Below are 20,640 nucleotides of genomic sequence, written 5' to 3'. Positions count from 1 at the left end.
GCAAATGGAGTAAAATCGCCCTTTGCTATCGGTTTATTGCTGATACGAGATGACTTTTTTAATAAAGCCGTGCATTTCCAGCCCCGTTTCGTTGATCTGTTCAATAACCTCCATGAGATCGCTGACCAGCCTTGCTTGCTCTTGGGAGGAGGATGTGATTTCAGCAATTTCCGTTTCCATCAGCTTGATTGACTCCTGCACCAGCTTGAGCGACTGCTCAATTCGCGTGGTCGCCCCCTTCGTATCCACGGACAGCTTGCGAATTTCCGACGCTACCACGCCAAAGCCTGCTCCCGCTTCACCTACACGTGCTGCTTCAATTGCTGCATTGAGCCCAAGCAGATTGGTTTGCTCTGAAATTTCGCGGATAAAGCCTGCCACTTTATTGACATCGCGTGACTTGTCGACCGCTTCCTTCGTATTAATTAAAATTTCCTCGGATGTGGAGTTCAACTGCTCCGAATGGGCAGCCAGATGCTGGACACCATCAAGCAATTTTCCATTAAAAAGCTCCGTCTTATCCATGAGCTGCTTCAGCAGCTCTTGATTATCCATTTTGTAGGCGACGCACAGGCAAGCTTGCATTTCGCCTTGTTCATTTTTTATAGGCAGAAATAAGCAATCCAGCGGAATACCAGCTATTTCCTTCGGAATATGAGCTACCGTCCTCTCGTTGCCATTCTTCAAATCCTTATAGTTCTGATTAGCCTCCAGCAAAGGGTCGCCGGATTTAAATCCGAGCTTGAACAGGTCCTCTGTATCATAGTAAACATAGGATTTCTCATCAATGATGGATAGCGAAACATCTTCACGAATCATTTGTCGAATGAAAGGCATCGCTTCAATCAGAGCTTGAACGGTAGTCATAATTTCCATTTCCCCTTTATTAAAAGCGTTATACTATAATATCGACAGCAGGGTTAATTTTATAGAGTGTTCCTTAATAATACTAACAAAAAAGACATGGCGCTCCCTAAGAAGAAGCCCATGTCTCTATTGCCGCTATACTTCCAAAATCTCAACCTTAACCCACTTCTCCGTCTCATGACTTTGCAAAATCGCATCCGTCGTGCTCATCGAAATATGCCCGTCCAAAAACGTTGCAAAAGGCGGCTCTTCGCCGCTCAGGTGCTTGCCGTCGCGAATATACGCATAGAAATGCTGCATCATGTTCTTGACCGCATCCGGCCAGCCTTCATTATGGCCTCCCGGATGATGAATGGAGGAACGTGCATCTGCTGCAAAAAGCGCCGGATCAGCCATCAGCACTTCATTAGCTTTGTCCCGATAGCCAATCCACAGCTTTTCCGCTTCCTCCTGGTTCCAGAAGGTTGATTTCTCTGTGCCATTCAGCTCGAAGCTAAGACGGTTTTTACGCCCCGCGCTCACTTGCGATACGGAGAAGGCGCCCTTCGTTCCATCCGTAAAACGGAGCAAGACGGTCGCATAGTCTTCCGTATCAATCGCTACATTCTCATATTCTACATTGTTTCCATGCTTCTGATACGTTTCGGAAGCCTGCTTCGGCTTCTTCCGTACGGGATGCACGGTGGAGAAATCCGCAAATACCGCGTCAATCTTTTTGCCCGTTACATATTTGATCAAATCGCACCAATGCGAGCCTATATCTGCTATCGCTCTGGATCTGCCGCCGATATCCGACGACATCCGCCAGTTATAATCCGTTTCGTACAGCAGCCAGTCCTGCAAATAGCTGCCGTGAACCAAATTAACCTTGCCTAAATCGCCATCCCTCACCATAGATGCAAGCTGCTGAATAATCGGAAACTGGCGATAATTGAAGTTAATGCCGTGGACAATGCCTTTCTCCTTCGCAAGCCGCAGCAGCTCTGCTGATTCCCTACTAGAAATCGCCAGCGGCTTTTCTGAAAGCACATGCTTGCCCGCTTCAATAGCTTCCTTCGTTATTTGATAATGCAAATGGTTCGGCGTGCAGTTATGAATGGCCTGAATATCGGGATTTTTCAGCATGTCCCGGTAATCGCCATAAGCGAGCGGCACACCCAGCTCCTTTGCCTTTTTGTCAGTCGAGCTTTGATCCGAGCCGGACACCGCCACCACTTCTACAAAGCCTAGCCTTCGGCAGGCCTCTATATGCGCGGGACCGATAAAGCCCGCTCCAATTACGCCTACTTTTATTTTTTCCACTTTCTTCACCAGCCCGTTAGTCTATTGGAAGAGACTCTCATTTCGGTAAGCGCTTTCATCATTCTAAACATGATTCCCTTACAGTGTAGCGCTAGCCCTGCCTTTCGTCAACGCACATGCAATGAGGCGTTTGCGCTGATTATTACCAAGGCAAAAAAACAGCTGCCGGGAAAAATCCCGAACAGCTGTCTTTGATCCCTTGCGGGAATTTAGTCCGTTTTAAAGCCTACAGCTTTACAACGTTCTCGGCTTGCGGTCCACGGTTACCTTGAACCACGTTGAATTCAACTTGTTGACCTTCGTCCAAAGTTTTGAATCCGTCGCCAGTGATTGCACTGAAATGTACGAATACATCGTTTCCGCCTTCAACTTCGATGAAACCAAAGCCTTTTTCAGCGTTAAACCATTTAACTGTTCCTGTTTGCATAAGAGCACCTCCTTCTTTATAAAACATGACCCCTTTATTTCGTTAAAAATAAGAAATCACATATGGTAGCAGGCTATAACCTCAAAAACCATAACCTTCTATCATATGTGAATTCAGGTCTAATTTTTATTACCCTTATCATAACACATCTGTTTATAAAACACCAGCGTAAATGTAAGCGATTAAAAAAAGCGCGGAAACAGCGGATTTATTCGTTATTTTTCGAGTTCATTAAGCATGAACATGCCGCTGCATCATAAGATAGTACCATGCTGTATCAGTGAGCCGCGTGCTGCTTGCTTGAACGAAAGAATGACAAGCGCGCGCAAGTCATACTTTAAAATAAAAGCAGGGGGATGGTTACCAAATGAAGCGATTGCTCCTGTCTTATCCGCTAAGTGTAAATACTCCCGTATACAAAGGCAATCCACCAGTCCAAATCCAGCAGCAATTCAGCATCGAAAAAGGGGATTTATTTAATCAGTTTATTATAACGATCATCAATCATAGCGGCACCCACATCGACGGCCCTTGGCACTTTAATCCGCAAGGCAAAAAATTAAGCGAACTTCCCATTGATTATTTCGTCTTCACCCATGTGACCGTACTCGATATTCCCAAAACTGATAATGAACTAATCACTAAAGCAGACCTAGAGCCTTTCGCCAACGCAATCGCCGGATCAGATTTACTGCTCATTCGCACAGGCTTCGGTGAAATTCGCGAGTCGGACCCTGTTCGCTATGGCAATCAGAACCCCGGCTTTTCTGCATCTGCCGCTAATTATTTAATGGTGTTTGATTCCTTGCGGGCTGTAGGCATGGATTTTATTTCTTCTGCATCGCCGCTGCATATGGATGAAGGCATCGCCTTCCATCAAACCATGCTTGGGAAGGACCGGGTGGATGGCCGATTCATCCTGCTAATTGAGGATATGAATTTAGACCATAACTTAACCAATATAGGCATGGTCTACGCGGTTCCTTTATATATTGAAGGGGTCGACAGCAGCCTCGCTACGGTTTTCGCGGAGAAGCGATATTAAGCATTTTAAGCTTTCTATAAAAGGAACGCCATAGCCGAGCAGTCTTTACTGTGTTTATGCTCGACTATGACGTACTCTCCCGTCAATGATTTTTCCTCAGCTCATTACTTCATTTGCTCTCCAATGGCGATTAGCTGTTCCTTTGTCACATCCACTGCAAAGCTGCTGATCGTATAAATAATTGATGAATCCTGCTGTGTATCCACAAAGATCAAGCTGCGATTTTCATCTGTCGGACTAAACCAGATCGAATGGCTTTCCCCGTACAAAGCCTGCTTGCCATTCAAGTTTACCTCCTCCATGTCCTTCCCCTGAATAAGGCTTTTCATGACGACCTTCTCTTTCATTACCTCCATCATGATCGTAAATATTTGACCCTGTGCATTTTGGTAAGTAGACGTATAAGCCGGAAAACGCTTATTAGCGCCAGTGTCGACAAGCTTCTTCCAAACATACGCACGATCTGTTTCCTTCAACTCCTCGCGCAGCTGGCTCACGGCTTCATCCTGGTCAGGCGTTATCACTTCTCCAAAGGCCCGCTCCGACTTCCCATTAATAAAAGCAAGCCCAAGCGCCTCGGCATCGAATGTCCGGTAACCGGGAACCTGTTGCTGCAATTCCAGCTGCCATTCCTTCAGGTCGGTATACAAAAATGGATTGGATACGCCTGTTGGCAGCTGAAGATTCACAGCGTTGGGCAAAAGCTCATTTAACGCCTTGGAATATACCAAGGCAGATTCACCTACTGCAAGCTGCCGCCGAACCTCCTCGACCTGCGATCTTGCCTCCGCTGCCAGCTCTGGCTCATAACGAGCCTGATCCATTGTCGCGTAATTCAATAGTATGCGGTCGTCGCCAATGGAGAAAAAGTATTTTGCCGAGAATCCGGTTACCACGATGGCTATTAGAGCAACCATGGCGAGAATAGCCGCTTTGCTTCTCCCTTTTTTCATCCTTGCCCCCCCTTTGTTCATGCTTGCTTGCTCTGCAAACCATGCGCCAATACGGTTATCAAGCTCCGGTGAGCGTTTTGCCTCCATGGCCCGCGCCTCCAAAGCTTCTGTAATTCGTTTCTCAATCGGCATGAAAAATCGTCTCCTTCCCTATTCCCTGCTGCTCCGACAGCTGACGAAGCTTGCGCAGCGCAGCATGCTGTCGTGATTTGACCGTCCCGAGCGGCAGCTGCAGCGCTTCCGCTATTTCCTCCAGTGTGCAATGCTGATAATACTTCAGCACAATGACTTCACGCAGCTTATAGGAAAGCCCATTAATGAGATCCATCATCTCCTTCCGCTGTTCTTCCGCTTGATAGGGCTCATCTGCTACAGCTTGGTCATGCCCGCTCCGATGGAACAGCTTCAAACGCTCTAGCAGCCTCCCTTTTCGCCACTGCTTGCGCCGCCAATTGCTCGCCTGTCTCATTATCAGGCCATTGAGCCAAGGACGGAACGGCTGTGTCGTTTGATAGCTTGGCAAGCTTTTAAAAAGCTGCATGTACACCTCATTCATCACATCGTCTGCATCCTCCCGATTATTCAACAATACATACAGCGTTCGGTATACATGATCACTTGTTGCTTCATACACATAGCGAAATGCTTCCGAATCACCCTGGATCATCCGCGTTAACCACGGATGAATGTCTTGATCCTTCATAGGGGCGCCTCCTAACGGGTATTCACTCTATATTGGCTCCTTATGGGCAAATGGTTCGTTTTCTCTAATTTTACAAATGCCTATAGCCATCATAAACCTTTAAGCAAGGTAAAGCGTTGGCATCTACAAAAACGACAAAATAAAGACCGCTGGGTATTTCCCAGCAGCCTACAGGAACCATATTGGATTTTTCCGCATATCTTTTGATGCATGCATATTTGTATTTACTAAGCGTTAGCTTTTCATCGAATTGAGCTGTGATTCGCCTTGATACAGCTCCTTGAGCATGCTTTGGTAAAAGTTATGCTCTTGGCCGTTCAAGCCTTCCCGGTTATTTTTAAGAATGAATGAGTTCAGGTGTCGTTTTAGAATTTCGTTTCGGCGTCCCAGCATTTTCTTGTAAGTCAAGTGAGTAACCTCCATTTTGTTCAAATATAAGAATTACCCAAGCGATCGGGTTTCTTTAAGTATAGCGGACTTTGGAGGAGGTATAAAATTCGGTCAGACTGCCTCAGGTCCGATAATATACGCTTAGCCACTATCTCATAAGCTCATGGGAGGCATTCAGAAACATCCTGCCATATTCTCCCGATAACGTACCAATCCGGCTCACACTGCCTATATGCCCTGCCCACGAAAGCGCGATTACGTTGCAGGAGAAATCAGGGAAATCGCATAACATTTGAAATAGGAAGCTAAATTGTCTATAGTTAAGGCAGAGAAATGATTGAAAATTGCAAGTGCGTCGCTTAAGGAGGCCGTGATGAAGTCGTTTTTTTTACGATGGTGGCATGTATTAGGTGTTTCAACTATTTATATACAAGGCTTGATTTACTTATGGATTGGGAGAAACGTAGGTTCCATTGAATCCGTCCATTACAACTATTATTGGATTGACTTAAAGATTCCTTTCCTCTCCTGGTTTGTCTTTCCTTATATGAGTTGGATGCCTGTTATGTATTTGGCATTTATCTACTTTGCCATTGTTGACCGCAAAATCTATTGGCGCGTCCTAGCTGCCTACAATATTGCTGTTATGGGCTGCAATGTGATTTTTCTATTGTTTGCTACGTATGTGCCGCGCCCGGACATTGAACCAAGTAATTTGGCGCTGACGCTGGTACAGTTTATTTATAACAATGATGCGCCGCTTAATTGCTTCCCAAGCGTGCATTGCCTCACCAGCTATTTGCTGTTCATTACGATCAACCGGGACCTGAAGCTGGGCATTGTTTCCCGTATCGCCTGGAGCGTCCTCCTGTGGTTGATCATCGCCTCTACCGTATTCATTAAGCAGCATTCCCTGCTTGATGTTGTTGGCGGCATACTCGTCGCTGAGGTCACGTATCAGCTCGTTCGCATGGCGGCTAACCGCTTCTATGTGCGCAAGAAGCAATACGTAGGGAGCAAGGCGATGTGACAAGGCCGCGTACTCGCTGCCGCCGCGAATCGACTTGCCGCATTCGAGCTTAGCGGAATCCGTCAATAATCATGCAAACAAAGAAGACTCCAAATCCACTTTACAAGTGGGACTGGAGTCTTCTTTTCTTACGATCTTCTTCGTTTGCGATTAAGCCTCTGCGCGGCCGCTCAACGAACGTGAACGATAGCGAGGATGCTCAGGCAGCATCGCAGCAAGCAATTTTTTCACGGCCCTGTGAGGGGATGCAAAAATTTGATCTTTATCTTCGCACATCTCAACGACTTGCCCATGCTCCATTACTGCAAGCTTATCCGATATGGAGTAGGCTGCTTTAATATCATGTGTTATAAACATATACGAAAGCCCAAAATCCGCCCGCAGCTCGCTTAATAAGCTCAAAATATGCGTTTGATTGACCATATCGAGGCTGCTGACCGATTCATCCAGCACAATCAGCTTTGGCTTCAAGGCAATCGCTCTCGCAATATTAATACGCTGCAATTGGCCTCCGCTAAATTGATTGGGGTATTTCCGCATATCCTCCGGCTTCAAGCCGACCCGTTCGAGCAGTCCGCCAATCGTTCGTTTTTGCTCCTGTAGGGACAGGCGCTCATAGTTTTCCAATGGCTCGCCAATGATCTGCTCAGCTGTCGCGCGCGGATTAACGGATGAATAACAATCCTGAAACACGACCTGCAAATCCCGGCGCAATGCTCGGCGAGCTGCTTTATCCGCTTGATAAAGATCATGTCCCTGAAAAAGAATCTGTCCTGCCTGCGGCTTTTCCAAGCCGAGAATCACTTTGCCTAATGTGCTTTTTCCCGCACCGCTCGTTCCGAGCAGACCGAGGCACTCGCCTTCCTCCAGAGCTAGAGAAACGTTCGATAGTACAGGGGTACGCTTGGAAGAACGCCATAGCAGCCTCGTTTCTCCATACGTATGGGTGACTTCCTTTACCTGTAGCAGCATACGTTACCCCCTATTTTCAAAATACCCGCTCAAATGGTCAGGCAGCTTCGGCCGCGCATTCAGCAGCCTTTGCGTATACGGATGCTGCGGATGGTCAAACAATTGAAACACGTCCGCCTTCTCTACGATTCGCCCATGCTGCATCACGGCAACCTCGTCTGCCAATTCCGAAATGACGCCTAAATCATGAGAAATAAGCAGAATCGAGGTGCCATGCTCCACACGGAGACGATCCAGCTCCCTCAGCACCTGCAATTGATTCACGACATCAAGCGCTGTAGTCGGTTCATCGGCAATGACGAGCGCAGGACGCAGAACCATGCATATGGCTATCATGACCCTTTGCAGCATGCCGCCGCTAAGCTGGAACGGGTACAAATTCAACAGCTTCGCAGGATCAGGCAGATTCATCGCCTCCATCGCGGTGATGGCCAGCTCCGCAGCTTGTTTTTTCGTAAGGGCGGTATGCGTGCGAATCGTTTCAATGAAAGGAACGCCGATCGTATACACCGGCGTAAAAGCATTCATCGGATTTTGCATAATGAAGGATATTTCTTTGCCGCGTATTCGCCGCATTTCCTCCGCCTTCAGACCATTCAGCTCACGTCCATTCAATTGAATGCTGCCTTCGACGGTCGTATGCTTCGGGTCCATTAGCTGCAGCAGGGAGTTGCAGGTTACCGACTTGCCGCTGCCGCTCTCTCCAACAAGGCCTAGCACCTGGCCGCGCTCAATATTAAAATGAATATCCTCGATCAGAGACAGCATTCCTTGCTCCGACTTTACTTTCACACGCAAGCCGCTTACCTGAAGTACCTTGCGAGATTTTTCCACCATGGGTCTCATTCCTCTATTCACATCCGTCGTTTTACCCCAAACCGCTCCGACAACGCCTCGCCTAATACGTTGAATGTAATGACTACGAACAAAATCATTAAGCCCGGATATAACATCAATTCCGGATGACTGCGAATAAAGGCTTTGCCTTCATGAATCATTGCTCCCCATTCCGGTGTCGGCGGCTGAATGCCTAGGCCTAGAAATGATAGGGCAGATATATCCATAATCGCCCAGCCCATTTCGAGCGTTCCCATGACCAAAATCGGCGGCAGCACGTTCGGAATAATATGCCTCCTAATAATCTTCCACTCGGAGGAGCCGCTAATGCGAGCGGCAGTAATAAACTGGCGTTCTTTCAAGCTGATAACCATTCCGCGGAACATGCGGGCGTAATATACCCACTGTACCAGCATTAATGCGAGCACAACCTGCAGCAGCCCCGGTCCAAAAATGCCGACCATACCTAGCACGAGCACGAGATTCGGAATCGTCATGACCGCTTCGCAAAAGCGCATGAGCCAAGCATCCAGCCAGCCCCCTCTGTACCCTGCGATGGTTCCTATCACTAAGCCAATCCCAAGAGAGGCAATGAAAATCAGGAAAGCGAGGCCAAGCGAAATCCGGGCGCCATGCAGCAGACGCGAAAAAGTGTCGCGTCCTAAATGGTCGGTACCGAGCCAATATTGTGCCGAGGGCGGCTGCAGCTTAAGCGCCAAATTGACTTTAATAGGATCATGTGGCGAAATCCATGGAGCTAAAAGGGTCACCATTGCGAAAACGAGTAAAATGGCTGTGCAGATGGCAATCGCTTTCTGTCCCCTCAGGAAGGTGCGTAGTCTCGCAATCACTGGTCGGTTCTTCCTTTCAGAGAAATTCGAGGATCCATATAAAGCTGTATCAAATCAACGATTAGGTTGCAAATAATGAACAAGCAAGCCGCTAGGAACACATAGCACTGAATGACCGGAATATCCCGATTGAAAATCGCATCGACAAAATAACGTCCAAATCCCGGCCAGGAAAAGACCTGCTCCACGATAATCGTCCCGGTCAGCAATTTGCCAAAGTTCATGCCAAGTCCGGTAATGACGGGCGAAATCGCTATTTTCAGCACATGCTTGAGCATAATAATCCGCTGTTTGATTCCACGCGTCTTCGCATAGATCACATACGATTCCTGCAATTGCTCCAGCACACTCGCACGCAGCAGCCGGGTATAAATAGCGATAAGAGCAAGTGACAGCGTGAGCGTCGGGAGCACGAGATTGTCCCAAGAGCCCTTGCCTTCTACGGGAAGCAAATCCAGCTTAACAGCGAAAAAGAACATCAATAAATAACCGAGCCAAAACTGCGGGATGGACGCTCCGAAATAGGAAAGCCCTCTACTAAAATAATCAATCACGCTGTTTTTATAAATGGCCGATAAAAAGCCGAGCGGGATGCTGACGAGCATCCCAAACAAAATGCTGCTGACGGCGAGCTGCACCGTCGCGGGCATTTTCGACACCACATCCTCCCATACCGGCTCATTGGTCATAAAGGATAGTCCAAAATCAAGCTGTGCCATCTTGACGACCGTATGCCAATATTGCACAAGCAGCGGCTGATCCAGCCCGAATTCATGCCTCTTCTCAGCCAACAGCTCCTCCGTCGGATGAATGTGGGCCGCAGTTAAATAGGCTTCCGCTGGATCTACAGGCGAAACATGAATGAGCACGAATGTTATTAGAATGGCAAAAAGAATAATGGGAACAATTGCGAGCAATCGCTTCCCGATATAGCTAATCATGGATTGCCTCCCTGCTGGCTGCTTGCTACTGGCTGATGTTTATTCCTTCAAAAGGATTTTCGTCTCGGTTCGCAGGGAACGCAAAGTCCGTCACCTTGTTTTGGAATACTACTGTTTTCTTAATATAGGAAATGGGCACAATCGCCGATTGCTCCTGCAAAGTCAGCAAAATCGAGCTGTAAAGCTGCTGGCGCTTCGTCTCATCCGTTGAGGAAAGCACCTCATGAATTTGCTGATCGAGCTCTTGCTTCATTGGCAAGCCGGCATTGGCTTCCGCAACGCCCCAGCCTTTCTCTGCTACAACATTAATGAAGGAATGCGGATCATAAGGCGCTCCATAGTTACTCCAGAAATCAAGGTCATAATTGCCCGCTTTCCGGCGCTCTATTTGCGTCGTGAGCTCAAGGCCCGTTATATTCAGCTTAACGCCAATCGCGCTCCATTCGGCTTGCATCGTTTCAGCCATCGCTTTTTGAATCGGATCGGTCTTATCAAAAATTAATTCCAGCTCTAATGCCTGTCCATCCTTCTCGCGGACCGCTTTGCCGGCAGGAAGCTTCCAGCCCGCTTCATCCAGATAAGCAGCCGCTTGATCCGTATTGTATGCGACAGGCTGTACGTCGATATCCGTGTAAGGGAAGTTTTTGGACAAAATCGTATCCGCCTTCTCTTCTAGGCCGAGCGTAATTCCTTCAACCATCGCCTGCTTGTTAAAGCCAGATTGAAGCGCCAGACGCACCCGCAAATCGGACAGCTTGTCATTGGTTGTATTCAGCAGCAGGCTTCTTGTTGCGACCGGCTCGGACAATTGAGTAGTATACTTGCCGGATTCTCTCAATTGCTGGAAGGCATCCATGCTGATGACACCTTCTCCATAAATCAAATCAAGCTCGCCTTTTTCAAATGCCAATACGCGTGTTTCTGGATCAGGAATGATTTTGACAGTGATTTTATCAATTTTTGGACTTTCGCCCCAGTAATTCGGATTGCGCGTAAATACGGCATATTCGTCCTTCTTATATTCAGCCAGCAACCACGGTCCTGTTCCAACAGGCTTCTTAATTCCTTTAGAAGTATCTCCATCATCAGGAAAACCGGCTTCACCCAAGAAACGAACGGGGCGAACGACCGCAAGATCCTGAATAGCTGGATAATACGCTTGCTTTAGCGTCATTTTGAAGGTGTATTCATCAATAGCCTCCGTCTTGTCCAAAACGTTGATAACGCCAAGCCAGCTGTGCAAATTCGAGTTTTTCATAACGGAATCAAAATTTTTCTTCACGATTGCTGCATTAAAAGATGTACCGTCGGAAAATTTTACATTTTGACGAAGCTTGAACGTATATTCCTTGCCATCCTCCGAAATGGTCCATGATTCAGCCAGCATCGGCTCAAGCTTGCCTCCTGCCTTATAGCTGACCAATGGCTCATAAATCATGGATTGGGCAAATAGCTGTGAAGGGTTATAGGTATGAGGATTCATCGTTCCAATATCGCGCGGCCAAGATAGCGTAATGGCCTTCTCTGCTGCGACTGCTGCGTTGTCAGCAGTTCCATTGCTAGCGCTTGGAGACGCTTCCTGCTTCGCACATGCCATCAGCACGGTTGATACAAGGAAAATCATAGCTGCAATAGATAGCAGCGTTTTCTTGGTTGTTCTAATCATGTTGTCGTTATCTCCATTTCAGCTCAGTAATAATGATTCTCACTAATAATAGAGAAAAGCAGATAAGCTGTCAATGCGCTTCCTTGTGAATAAAGTGAAAAAAGACAATCAGACCTCCTAAAGGTCCAACTGCCTTGCTTATTACTTGTATACATCAGAAGATTATGCGACAAGCCGTCCTCTGGCGAGCTTTCTGAATTTAAGATAAGACATGACGCGCCACGGAATCACATAGGAAAAGGCGATCACCATAAACAAGGCCGCGAACGTTTCCGGCTCAAGCATTGAAACGTAATTTCGCAGCAGCAGGCGAATGCCCAAAATCGCTAGAAACGCGACGATGAAGCCCCTATTCTTTTTCGCATAAATTTGCTGATCCTCGCGCACCTCATAATTAGTCGTCCAGATGAGCGGTATCGACAGCGCTAAGCCAATCACAACAGCGATAACCCATTCCAGCAGCGGTGCATGAATGCGGGGATTAAAGAAAAGCATTATGCCTGGCAGCATGAAAAGCACGGGAAGCAGCAATCGGACGCCGCTGCCGCGAATCGGACGATAGAAGCTGCGCATTCTCCTCCATAAAATCAGTCCGGCGATTAAAATAATGACTACGTACACAGAGCTGTTCATGCTCACACCACTTTCTTAAGTAGAATGGATAAATATATTATAATCGTTCATCGGTTATACTTCTATACGCTCCTAACCACTCATGTTATACTTCATGGATATTAAAATGTCACATGGGAAGCAGTAGAATCGTTTAACGAAAATACGGTACAACTTCAGATTGGGGAACGTTATGTTTGGATATGGCAAGGCCATTAAACAGCTTGCTCCTGCTGCAAAATGGCTGATTTTTAGCGAAATATGCTTTGGAATGACGATGGGGCTGTCTAGCCTTGTGCTGAATTTATATTTTTTGTCCAACGGCGTAAATGAAGAAGCAATCGGACACCTGACATCAGTAAGCACCTTAATGGGGGGAGCCGTCGGCATTCCTGCCAGCATGCTTGCAGGGCGTCTGGGGCGAAAACGCATTATGGTCATTGGCATCAGCTTAATGTCCGGCAGCTTTGCGCTGTTTGCAGTGAGCGATCACTTGCTTCTATATTATTGCGCTCAGGTTATGCTGTCCTGCGGCATCGTGTTCATTGTCGCAACAGAAACCCAGCTGTTGTTTCAATATAATCGGTCACGGGAATCGGAAACGCAGGCTTACAGCCTGTTTTTTGCTGTATTTATGTTCTTTAACATTGGCGGTACGCTGCTTGGCGGGTATATGCCCCGCTGGCTCGGCACGCCTGAAGACAGCTTTAAGCCGCAGCTGTGGCTGGCGGCAATATTCATGCTGCTGCTTGCGATCATTCGCGGCTGGAAGCTGCCTTCTGACCTCCACGCTGCGGTGAAGCAGCAAACGCAGGAGGCGCACCACCCCGTAGAGGTTCGGCCGACAGCGGCAACGAAGGCTAGGAAAACGGGAGCCGGTCGCGTGAATCAGGCGGCAGTGACAGTGGCGGGAAAATCCGCTTCGCGTAAATTCATTCGCTTATTCGCTCCAATATGGCCAACGAAGCAGGTTTGGCTGCTGTCCGGGTTTATTTTCATAACCGGCATCGCTGGCGCTTTAACCATGCCCTTCCTGAACGTGATCGTAAAGTACCAGCTCAATTGGGAAAATGAAGCGGTATCGTCGCTGCTCGCAGCCCATTATTCCTTCTTATTCATCGGCACCTTGCTCGTGCCCTCTATCTTGTCGAGGCTCGGCGAGGTGAAAACGTATATGCTGCTGTTCGCACTTACTATTATAAGTGCAGCGGTGCTGTCCGCAACGAGCTCCGTTAGCCTGTTTGCTGGCGCTCTGCTGCTGCGAGGCGGGCTGTTCGCCTTCCTTAATACGCTGATTGACAGCAACACAATGTCGTCGCTCCCGGACGAGGACCGCAACAGCTTTGCTGGTCTGCGCTCTCTGTTTCGCAGTATAGGCGGAGCGGCGGCTGCCTATGCGACAGGATTAATGCTGGAGCACAACAATATCCAGCTCCCTTTTCTTATTACCGCTATCGTTATGCTTATTAGCGCCCTCTATTTCTGGTATGTGGTCAGGCCGCTTTTGCATAAGCAGCAGAAAAGGCAGCAGCCGCTCGGAAGCGAGCCAGCAGCGGACTAATGAAAACATAAAGAACCAAAGCCGCCTACGGCTCTGGTTCTCCCACTACTCTAGTTCTCTATCCCGTTGCGCTTGTGCGCCTACCAGCCAAAATCAAGCGTCTTGCCCGTCTCCGCCAGCGTCTTAATATTGCTGAGAATCATCCACCAGCTCGCCTTCGTATTTTCATACGACGGGTGGTCGGCTGGCCACTTATCATTCACCAGCGTCAGCCTCGTGCAGCCGCCGACCTTCTCGAGCGACAGGGTAAGACGCGTCTCCAGCTCCGCATGATTGTCACGATAAGAGGGCCCCGGATGCTCCGTACAGCTGAATAGCTCATTCGGCTTATATTCCAGCACCGTTCCGTATACATGGACAACCTCTTCGCCCTTTTCATTCGGCCCCCTGTATTCATAACGGGCGCCAGGCTCAAACGTCGAATGCAGCGTGCTGCCAAAAAAGATTTTGCGCGTGTTTTCCGGCTTCATGAACGCATTCCATACAGCCTCCGGCTCGGCATTAACATAAAAATCATATCTCAGATCCATACCTACACTCCTTCTTTAAAGGATGGCAAAAGCCGATTCCCCTTATCTCGCTAGTATGCTTGGCTGTGTTAAAATTATTATAATGTTCAAGCAGGAGCATGTATTGTAAAAACGCGACAATGACAATGAACGGCGGAGGAATGGATGATGAGCACACACGGGCATCGACCAAGCATGGGCCTCCTGCATTTGCAGGAAGGGGAGAAAAATTTTCAGCTTACGCGTTACGCGCCTTCCGAGGATATCGCCTTTTTCGTCAAGCATTTCTGGATCGTCAGCTGGGACTTGTCTGAGCAAAAGCAGTATTTGCAGGAGGTTGTGCCTAACCCTTGCGTGAACCTTATTATTCAGCAGGGAAGAAGCGGTATTTTCGGCGCAGCCAAGCAGAAGTATAGTTATCTTGTAAAAGGCAAAGGCTGCGTCTTCGGGGCAAAATTTCGCCCTGGCGGCTTCTACCCTTTTATACAGCAGCCGGTGTCCTCTCTAGCTGGCAGCCCGCTGGACATTCGTGAAATCTTCGATGTCGATGGTGCAGCCATGGAGGAACTGCTGCTGTCACAGGAAGGGGGAGCAGCAATGGTCGAACTCGCCGAGCGTATCATTAAACCGAAGCTGCCCGTGCAGGATGAATCGGTCACGCTCATTAATCAAATGGTCGATTGGATTATAGCACAGCGCGACGCTACGAAGGTTGACCAACTGTGTACGGTTTTTCATATCAACAAAAGATCGCTGCAGCGTCTATTCGACCAATATGTCGGCGTTTCGCCTAAATGGGTCATTCAGCTGTATCGGCTGCAAAATGCCGCTGAAATGCTGGATCGCAATCCCAGCCACGACTGGACGCAGCTGTCGCTTGAGCTTGGCTACCACGACCAGTCGCATTTTATTAAGGATTTTAAAGCCGTTATCGGCGTCACGCCGCAGGAATACGTTCGCAAATAGCAAAGAGACAGCACCCTTATATGAACGGGTGCTGTCTCTTTGCTATTATTTCAAATAACGCTTAGGAGCGTTACTTGCTTAAACTTTGAATCTGCTGATCTTATCCTGAAGCTCCTCTGCCATGCTGGACAACGATGCTGCCGAGGAAGCTATTTCCTCCATCGAAGCAAGCTGCTCCTGTGTCGCTGCTGACACATTATGCGCGCCGCCCGAAGCTTCCTCCGCAATGTGGGAGATCTGCTTCACGAAGCCGACAACCTCATCCGTGCTTGCTGCCATTTGCTCCGCGCTAGCCGAAACCTCTTGAATTTCGCCAGCTACCTTGTTAACAGCCTCTAAAATTTGCTCGAACGCTTCTCCAGCATTTGTCACAACGGAGATGCCCTGCGATACCTCTTGTTTATTCATTGTCACGGCTTGGACTGCGTTAATTGTATCCTTCTGAATCACGCTAACCAATCCGGTAATTTGCATAGCCGAAGCGGAGGATTGCTCGGCTAGCTTGCGGACCTCATCCGCTACAACCGCAAAACCGCGACCGTGATCGCCTGCTCTTGCCGCCTCAATTGCCGCATTTAGAGCCAGCAAATTGGTTTGCGTAGCAATAGCCGTAATGACATCGGTAATTTTGCCAATCTCATCCGAACGCTCGCCAAGTCCAGTAACCAGCTCAGCAAGTGAGGAGATCGAGCGCTGAATGGAGTCCATTTGCACAACGGCCTGTTGAATCGTCCGATTACCCTCTGACGATTGAGTCGCCGCATCGAGCGCCGATGTGGATACGCTTTGCGCACGCAAGGCGATCTGCTCGACGCCAATCGACATTTCGTCGATAGCTTGAGAGGAGCGCTTCACCATCTCGACCTGCTCGTTTGTCCCGACAGCCAGCTCCTCGACCGTCTCGGAAATTTGCTCCGACGCCTTGCTGTTCTGGTCAGCGCTTGCCATCAGCTCCTCAGAGGAGGCGGCAACAAGCGAGGAGGTCATCGAAACGGAATGAATAACCTCGCGCAAGCTATGGGTCATGGCATTAAAGGATTTAGCCAAATCGCCGATCTCATCACGGTTTTTAACAACGATTGTCTCCCCAGTCAAATCGCCTTGAGCAATTTGCTCTGCTGCTCTGCTTACCTTTTGCACAGACTTGGATACCATCTGTGCAATAATGATTGCAATAGCAAGCGCCAGTATTACAGCTACGATGACTACAGCAATAATGGTATTTGTGCTTGACACAGCCAAGTCGACCGACTGATCCGCAGCATTTTTCGAACCTTCTATTCCCAGATTGATCATTTTGGTAATATTATCATTAGCTGTATACCAAAGCGGATAGGCTGCCGTATGCAGCTCACTCGCTCTAGCAAAGTTATTTTCTTTTCCGTATGCAACAAACTCGGGCATTTTGGCTAGATAAAGATCCAAGCTTTTCCCGAATTCATCCAATAGCGCCTTTTCTTCTTCCGTTTGGGTCAGCGCTGCTAATTGCTCCCGTTCAGTTTTAATTTTATCTTGCAGTTCATTCAATGCCGTGTTCATTTTGTCGAGCTCATCTGCGTCCTCTTCTACGATGATGTTTAAGGCAAGACGCTCAATGTCAGACACATCCCCATTCATAATGCCTAGCAGCGCCACGCTTGGCATCCATCTTTCATTCATTTCCTTTGCTTTGTCGCCCATCCCGTTCATTGCAAGTATAGCGAATAGCCCTGTTGCAACAAGCAGTAATGCTACCGAAATAAAACCCGCTAGCAATTTGAATCGAATGCTAAATCTCATAAATTCACTCCTCACAAGATATATGTGATATGTATATCGACATTCTTAGGGAGGGAGTGAATACGCCGACAAAATAAATTTTCTAACTCTACTGCTGTATTTGCCGCCTATTTTTACAATCGTTGTTAAAAATAGTTTTATGTGTTTAAATCCATCCTTTCACCATTGAAAACGGTCAGAACAGCAGGAGATTCAGCTGGCGCACATCTGCCCTTAGCTCGAAGACATTGTTCAAATACGCTGCAAGCGCACGCAAAAGGGTCGGATTTCGCCGCTCTGCCTGAGCCTCCTGCTGAATAAGCGAAACGACTTCCCGCAGCTCTGCGCGAACCGCCTCTGGCTTAGGCAGCTCGTCTATTTTCTCTGCTAGCGTGTACAGAAACTGCTGGATCGTCTCCTGCCGTACTGTCTTATTGCTTGGGTTCAAATGGTTAAAATAAACATTGGCGCCGTCTATAATCGGCTTCGGCTGCTTGGCCGCCATATCGCGGACGACAGCGTCCATCCGGTCCACCAGAAAAGCCGCCAGCTCAGCCATCGGCACAGCTAGAACCTTCTGAATCGCATAGGATAAATATTGCAGCAGCATGCCGCGAAAAATCGTGACGACATCCCATATGATGTGGTCGATTTGCTCACCGTACGCCTCTGTAAGCAGCTCCCGATGCCACGACAGCATAGCGGCTTTTTTATTTTGCCATGCGGTCAAAAACTTGTCATTAGCCGTAATCGGCAGCTCCTTAAAGTCGAGCATGAACAAATGATTCTCCATTGTATAATACAGCTGGAATTCAATTTTCCGGCGAAATTTCTCCTTTGGCGCAAGGCCCTGCTGCGATTGCACGCGGTCAAGCTCCGCCTCCTGCTCCAGTAAAGAACGGTAGCAGACGGTAAACACCTCGGTGAATAAATCTTCCTTGGAAGCAAAAAATTTATAAATGCTAGCTTTCGCCATGCCGCAAGCTTCAGCAATATTTTGCATGGATACAGCGCTGTAGCCCTTCTCTCGAAAAAGCGCTAAAGCAGCGTCCAATATTTTTCCTTTTCGTAACTCCTCCATCTGTATGCCCACCTCACTCCTATCTTGACATGGGGAGAGACCAAGGTCAATGTGTGGAGTTGACACTGAAACTAATAAGTTTTATATTGAACTCATAAGTTTTACTTTACTGTTAAAGGAGGTGCGCTGCCGCTTGTCTCCATATAATTAGGAAAGACGCGGCGGCCTGCACATGCGCATAGCTGAAGGAATTGAAATGCTGGAATTGACTTTAAGCTTGGGTGGCAATCAACGAGTATTCCATCCCACAGCAATATGGGGACCGGATTTCTGGGTGCTGGTGGATACTGGTCTGCCCGGCTCTGCCGAAGCCATTCAGCGAATCGTCGTAGAAGCGGGGTTCCCCGATGTACCGCCTAGCGCAATTATACTTACCCATCAGGATTTAGATCATATTGGCGGCTTGCCAGGCTTTATGTCCAAGAGCCGCAAGCTGCCTGTCGTTTACGCTCATCTTGGAGATCAGGCGGCCATTGACGGGCAAGAGCCGCTGCTCAAGGCATCTCCTGAAAGGATCGCGCAGCTGCTAGAGACAATGCCTGAACCACAGCGGAATGCCTTTGAAAACACCTTCATACACCCATCCCGGCCGAACGTCAATTTGACGATTGCAGATGGCGATACGCTTGACTTCGGCGGCGGTCTTACCGTCATTCATACACCCGGCCATACGCCAGGGCATGTCGCTTTATACCACCAGCCGAGCAAGACGCTTCTTGCGGGCGATGCCATGGTCGTTATCAATGGCCAGCTATCTGGGCCAGTGCCTGCCGCTACACCTAATATGGCTGAGGCTATCCGTTCCCTCGGCAAATTTAAAGCTTTTGACATCAAGCAAGTGATTTGCTACCACGGCGGGTTATTCCAAGGGGATGCAAACAAACGGATTGCCGAGCTGGCTGATCAGCTGTGATCCGCTTTCTTATTACACTTGCACTTGCGTTGACTGGCGGTTTTCTCTTCACGCTGCTTCAGGTGCCGCTGTCTTGGCTGCTCGGCCCGATGGTTTTCGCCTTCCTCGGCTCCCGCTTGCTCAAGGAGAAGCTGCGGCCAGAGTGGCCCCGCCCTATACGCGATACTGCACTCATTATGATCGGCTACTCGATCGGTCTGTCGCTAACGCTGGATACAATCAGGCAGATGGGTCATCAGCTGCCGACCATGGTGCTGATGACCGTGCTGCTTTTACTGTTCAGCGGTTTAATCGCCGTAACTTTCGCCAAGCTGTCCGGACTGCCGCTGCCGACCGTGCTCATGGGCTTTATTCCCGGCGGCTTGTCGCAAATGGTGATTTTGGCGGAGGATACGAAGGGGATTGATGTTACGGTCGTCACCTTTTTGCAGGTATCGCGATTAATGATGATTATTTTCTGTGTGCCGCTGCTCGTGTTCAGCCCTCTTTTTGGCGGCGTGCATGAGACGGCTAAAGCAATAACGGATGGTGCTGAGGGAGCGCACTGGGCCGCATTATTTCCCAGCATTGTGCCGCTTGCCATCGCTTGTGTGACGGCCGCGCTGCTGGCGAAAAAGCTCAAAGTGCCCTCCGCCTATTTGCTTGGGCCGATGATCGCAACGGCAATTATTCACGGCGTGGGCGCAGATGCCCCCGTATTGCCTTCAGCGATGATTAACGCTGCACAATTGATGATTGGCACTTATGTGGGGCTGCTGCTGCGACCTGAGATTATGAAAAACAAAGTGCGCATGATGCTTCTCGCTGTCGCCAGCGGGATTGTTTTGCTAGTCGGCGCATTCGGCCTTACCATGTTGCTTGAGAAGCTGCATGCGATTGCGCCTGCAACTGCCTTCCTAAGCATGGCCCCCGGCGGAATGGATCAAATGGGCATTATGGCGAAGGAAATTCACGCCGATGTGGCTATCGTCAGCTGCTACCAGCTGTTCCGCATTTGGTTTATCTACTTTGCGGTTCCGCCGCTGCTTCGGCTCATTTTCAAGCGGATCGGGGGCGACAGCGGAACTGGAACTGGAGCTGGAACGGCGACAGGCACCGCTGGACATCCATTGTTGAAAAACCAATAAGCAAGGACAGCGGGCTTGATCGGAGCCGCGCTGTCCTTTTTTTATCTTCCGCTTATCGTCCTGACTAGCCAAGGAGCTATGGGTGCTGCTTGAGCGCAATCAGATGCTGCCTCCAGATATAGGGTAATC

The 20,640-nt window shown here is 48.6% G+C and carries 21 protein-coding genes; 6 read left to right on the top strand and 15 right to left on the bottom strand.

Annotated elements, in window-relative coordinates:
• Nucleotides 1–33: 33 nt before the first annotated feature.
• The 3 genes from V5J77_RS02050 to V5J77_RS02040 form a co-directional block, all read right to left on the bottom strand.
• Nucleotides 34–867, bottom strand: a complete 834-nt coding sequence (locus tag V5J77_RS02050; protein WP_338554131.1) for a methyl-accepting chemotaxis protein — start codon at nt 865–867, stop codon at nt 34–36.
• 135 nt (nt 868–1,002) lie between these two features.
• The gene (locus V5J77_RS02045; RefSeq protein ID WP_338554130.1) at nt 1,003–2,169 is read right to left on the bottom strand and encodes a Gfo/Idh/MocA family oxidoreductase; all 1,167 of its coding nucleotides are present in this window, start codon (nt 2,167–2,169) and stop codon (nt 1,003–1,005) included.
• Between the two features lie 226 nt (nt 2,170–2,395).
• On the bottom strand, nt 2,396–2,596 hold the full coding sequence (locus V5J77_RS02040) for a cold-shock protein (RefSeq protein WP_046231731.1): 201 nt from the start codon (nt 2,594–2,596) through the stop codon (nt 2,396–2,398).
• A gap of 367 nt (nt 2,597–2,963) precedes the next feature.
• Between V5J77_RS02040 and V5J77_RS02035 the strand changes: the two genes are divergently transcribed.
• Nucleotides 2,964–3,641 carry a cyclase family protein gene (locus V5J77_RS02035; RefSeq protein WP_338554127.1) on the top strand — a complete coding sequence of 226 codons (678 nt, stop codon included), beginning with the start codon at nt 2,964–2,966 and terminating at the stop codon, nt 3,639–3,641.
• Nucleotides 3,642–3,745: 104 nt separating this feature from the next.
• Here V5J77_RS02035 and V5J77_RS02030 read toward each other — a convergent pair whose 3' ends face one another.
• From V5J77_RS02030 to V5J77_RS02020, 3 genes are all read right to left on the bottom strand, one after another.
• Nucleotides 3,746–4,726 (bottom strand): hypothetical protein, encoded by a 981-nt coding sequence (locus V5J77_RS02030; protein WP_338554126.1) that lies wholly within the window; start codon nt 4,724–4,726, stop codon nt 3,746–3,748.
• Entirely contained in the window at nt 4,716–5,297 is a 582-nt protein-coding gene (locus tag V5J77_RS02025; protein WP_338554125.1) for a sigma-70 family RNA polymerase sigma factor, read from the bottom strand. Before V5J77_RS02025 ends, V5J77_RS02030 begins: the two co-directional genes overlap by 11 nt.
• Before the next feature lie 234 nt (nt 5,298–5,531).
• Nucleotides 5,532–5,705, bottom strand: coding sequence for a hypothetical protein (locus V5J77_RS02020; protein ID WP_338554124.1), 174 nt, complete (start codon nt 5,703–5,705; stop codon nt 5,532–5,534).
• A gap of 355 nt (nt 5,706–6,060) precedes the next feature.
• On the opposite strand from V5J77_RS02020, the gene V5J77_RS02015 reads away from it, so the two are divergent.
• The gene (locus V5J77_RS02015) at nt 6,061–6,717 is read left to right on the top strand and encodes a phosphatase PAP2 family protein (RefSeq protein WP_338554123.1); all 657 of its coding nucleotides are present in this window, start codon (nt 6,061–6,063) and stop codon (nt 6,715–6,717) included.
• Between the two features lie 150 nt (nt 6,718–6,867).
• On the opposite strand, the gene nikE is transcribed toward V5J77_RS02015, so the two are convergent.
• From nikE to V5J77_RS01985, 6 genes are all read right to left on the bottom strand, one after another.
• Nucleotides 6,868–7,689: a nickel import ATP-binding protein NikE gene (gene nikE, locus V5J77_RS02010; protein ID WP_338554122.1), complete on the bottom strand. Its 822-nt coding sequence runs from the start codon at nt 7,687–7,689 to the stop codon at nt 6,868–6,870.
• 3 nt (nt 7,690–7,692) lie between these two features.
• A complete protein-coding gene (nikD, locus tag V5J77_RS02005; RefSeq protein ID WP_338554121.1) occupies nt 7,693–8,526 on the bottom strand; it encodes a nickel import ATP-binding protein NikD in 834 nt (277 codons plus the stop codon).
• Between the two features lie 17 nt (nt 8,527–8,543).
• A complete protein-coding gene (gene nikC / locus V5J77_RS02000) occupies nt 8,544–9,377 on the bottom strand; it encodes a nickel ABC transporter permease subunit NikC (protein ID WP_338554120.1) in 834 nt (277 codons plus the stop codon).
• On the bottom strand, nt 9,374–10,318 hold the full coding sequence (gene nikB / locus V5J77_RS01995) for a nickel ABC transporter permease subunit NikB (protein ID WP_338554119.1): 945 nt from the start codon (nt 10,316–10,318) through the stop codon (nt 9,374–9,376). The genes nikC and nikB overlap by 4 nt, the downstream gene beginning before the upstream one ends.
• 25 nt (nt 10,319–10,343) lie before the next feature.
• A complete protein-coding gene (gene nikA, locus V5J77_RS01990; protein WP_338554118.1) occupies nt 10,344–11,984 on the bottom strand; it encodes a nickel ABC transporter substrate-binding protein in 1,641 nt (546 codons plus the stop codon).
• Between the two features lie 162 nt (nt 11,985–12,146).
• Nucleotides 12,147–12,617 carry a cytochrome c biogenesis protein CcdC gene (locus tag V5J77_RS01985; protein WP_338554117.1) on the bottom strand — a complete coding sequence of 157 codons (471 nt, stop codon included), beginning with the start codon at nt 12,615–12,617 and terminating at the stop codon, nt 12,147–12,149.
• A gap of 172 nt (nt 12,618–12,789) precedes the next feature.
• Between V5J77_RS01985 and V5J77_RS01980 the strand changes: the two genes are divergently transcribed.
• Nucleotides 12,790–14,157, top strand: a complete 1,368-nt coding sequence (locus V5J77_RS01980) for an MFS transporter (protein ID WP_338554116.1) — start codon at nt 12,790–12,792, stop codon at nt 14,155–14,157.
• A gap of 80 nt (nt 14,158–14,237) precedes the next feature.
• Here V5J77_RS01980 and V5J77_RS01975 read toward each other — a convergent pair whose 3' ends face one another.
• Nucleotides 14,238–14,687: an SRPBCC domain-containing protein gene (locus tag V5J77_RS01975; protein ID WP_338554115.1), complete on the bottom strand. Its 450-nt coding sequence runs from the start codon at nt 14,685–14,687 to the stop codon at nt 14,238–14,240.
• Nucleotides 14,688–14,831: 144 nt separating this feature from the next.
• Between V5J77_RS01975 and V5J77_RS01970 the strand changes: the two genes are divergently transcribed.
• Nucleotides 14,832–15,632 (top strand): helix-turn-helix domain-containing protein, encoded by an 801-nt coding sequence (locus tag V5J77_RS01970; RefSeq protein ID WP_338554114.1) that lies wholly within the window; start codon nt 14,832–14,834, stop codon nt 15,630–15,632.
• A gap of 78 nt (nt 15,633–15,710) precedes the next feature.
• Here the strand turns inward: V5J77_RS01970 and V5J77_RS01965 are convergent, their stop codons facing one another.
• A complete protein-coding gene (locus V5J77_RS01965) occupies nt 15,711–17,411 on the bottom strand; it encodes a methyl-accepting chemotaxis protein (protein ID WP_338554113.1) in 1,701 nt (566 codons plus the stop codon).
• A gap of 175 nt (nt 17,412–17,586) precedes the next feature.
• Nucleotides 17,587–18,471: a helix-turn-helix domain-containing protein gene (locus V5J77_RS01960; protein WP_338554112.1), complete on the bottom strand. Its 885-nt coding sequence runs from the start codon at nt 18,469–18,471 to the stop codon at nt 17,587–17,589.
• Nucleotides 18,472–18,643: 172 nt separating this feature from the next.
• Here V5J77_RS01960 and V5J77_RS01955 point away from each other — a divergent pair, with 172 nt between their 5' ends.
• Nucleotides 18,644–19,384, top strand: coding sequence for an MBL fold metallo-hydrolase (locus tag V5J77_RS01955; protein ID WP_338554111.1), 741 nt, complete (start codon nt 18,644–18,646; stop codon nt 19,382–19,384).
• Entirely contained in the window at nt 19,381–20,511 is a 1,131-nt protein-coding gene (locus tag V5J77_RS01950; RefSeq protein ID WP_338554110.1) for an AbrB family transcriptional regulator, read from the top strand. The genes V5J77_RS01955 and V5J77_RS01950 overlap by 4 nt, the downstream gene beginning before the upstream one ends.
• The last annotated feature ends 129 nt before the right edge of the window (nt 20,512–20,640 follow it).

This window comes from Paenibacillus sp. KS-LC4, from assembly GCF_036894955.1.
Lineage (GTDB): Bacteria > Bacillota > Bacilli > Paenibacillales > Paenibacillaceae > Pristimantibacillus.
This window is presented reverse-complemented; position numbering and strand designations above follow the sequence as displayed.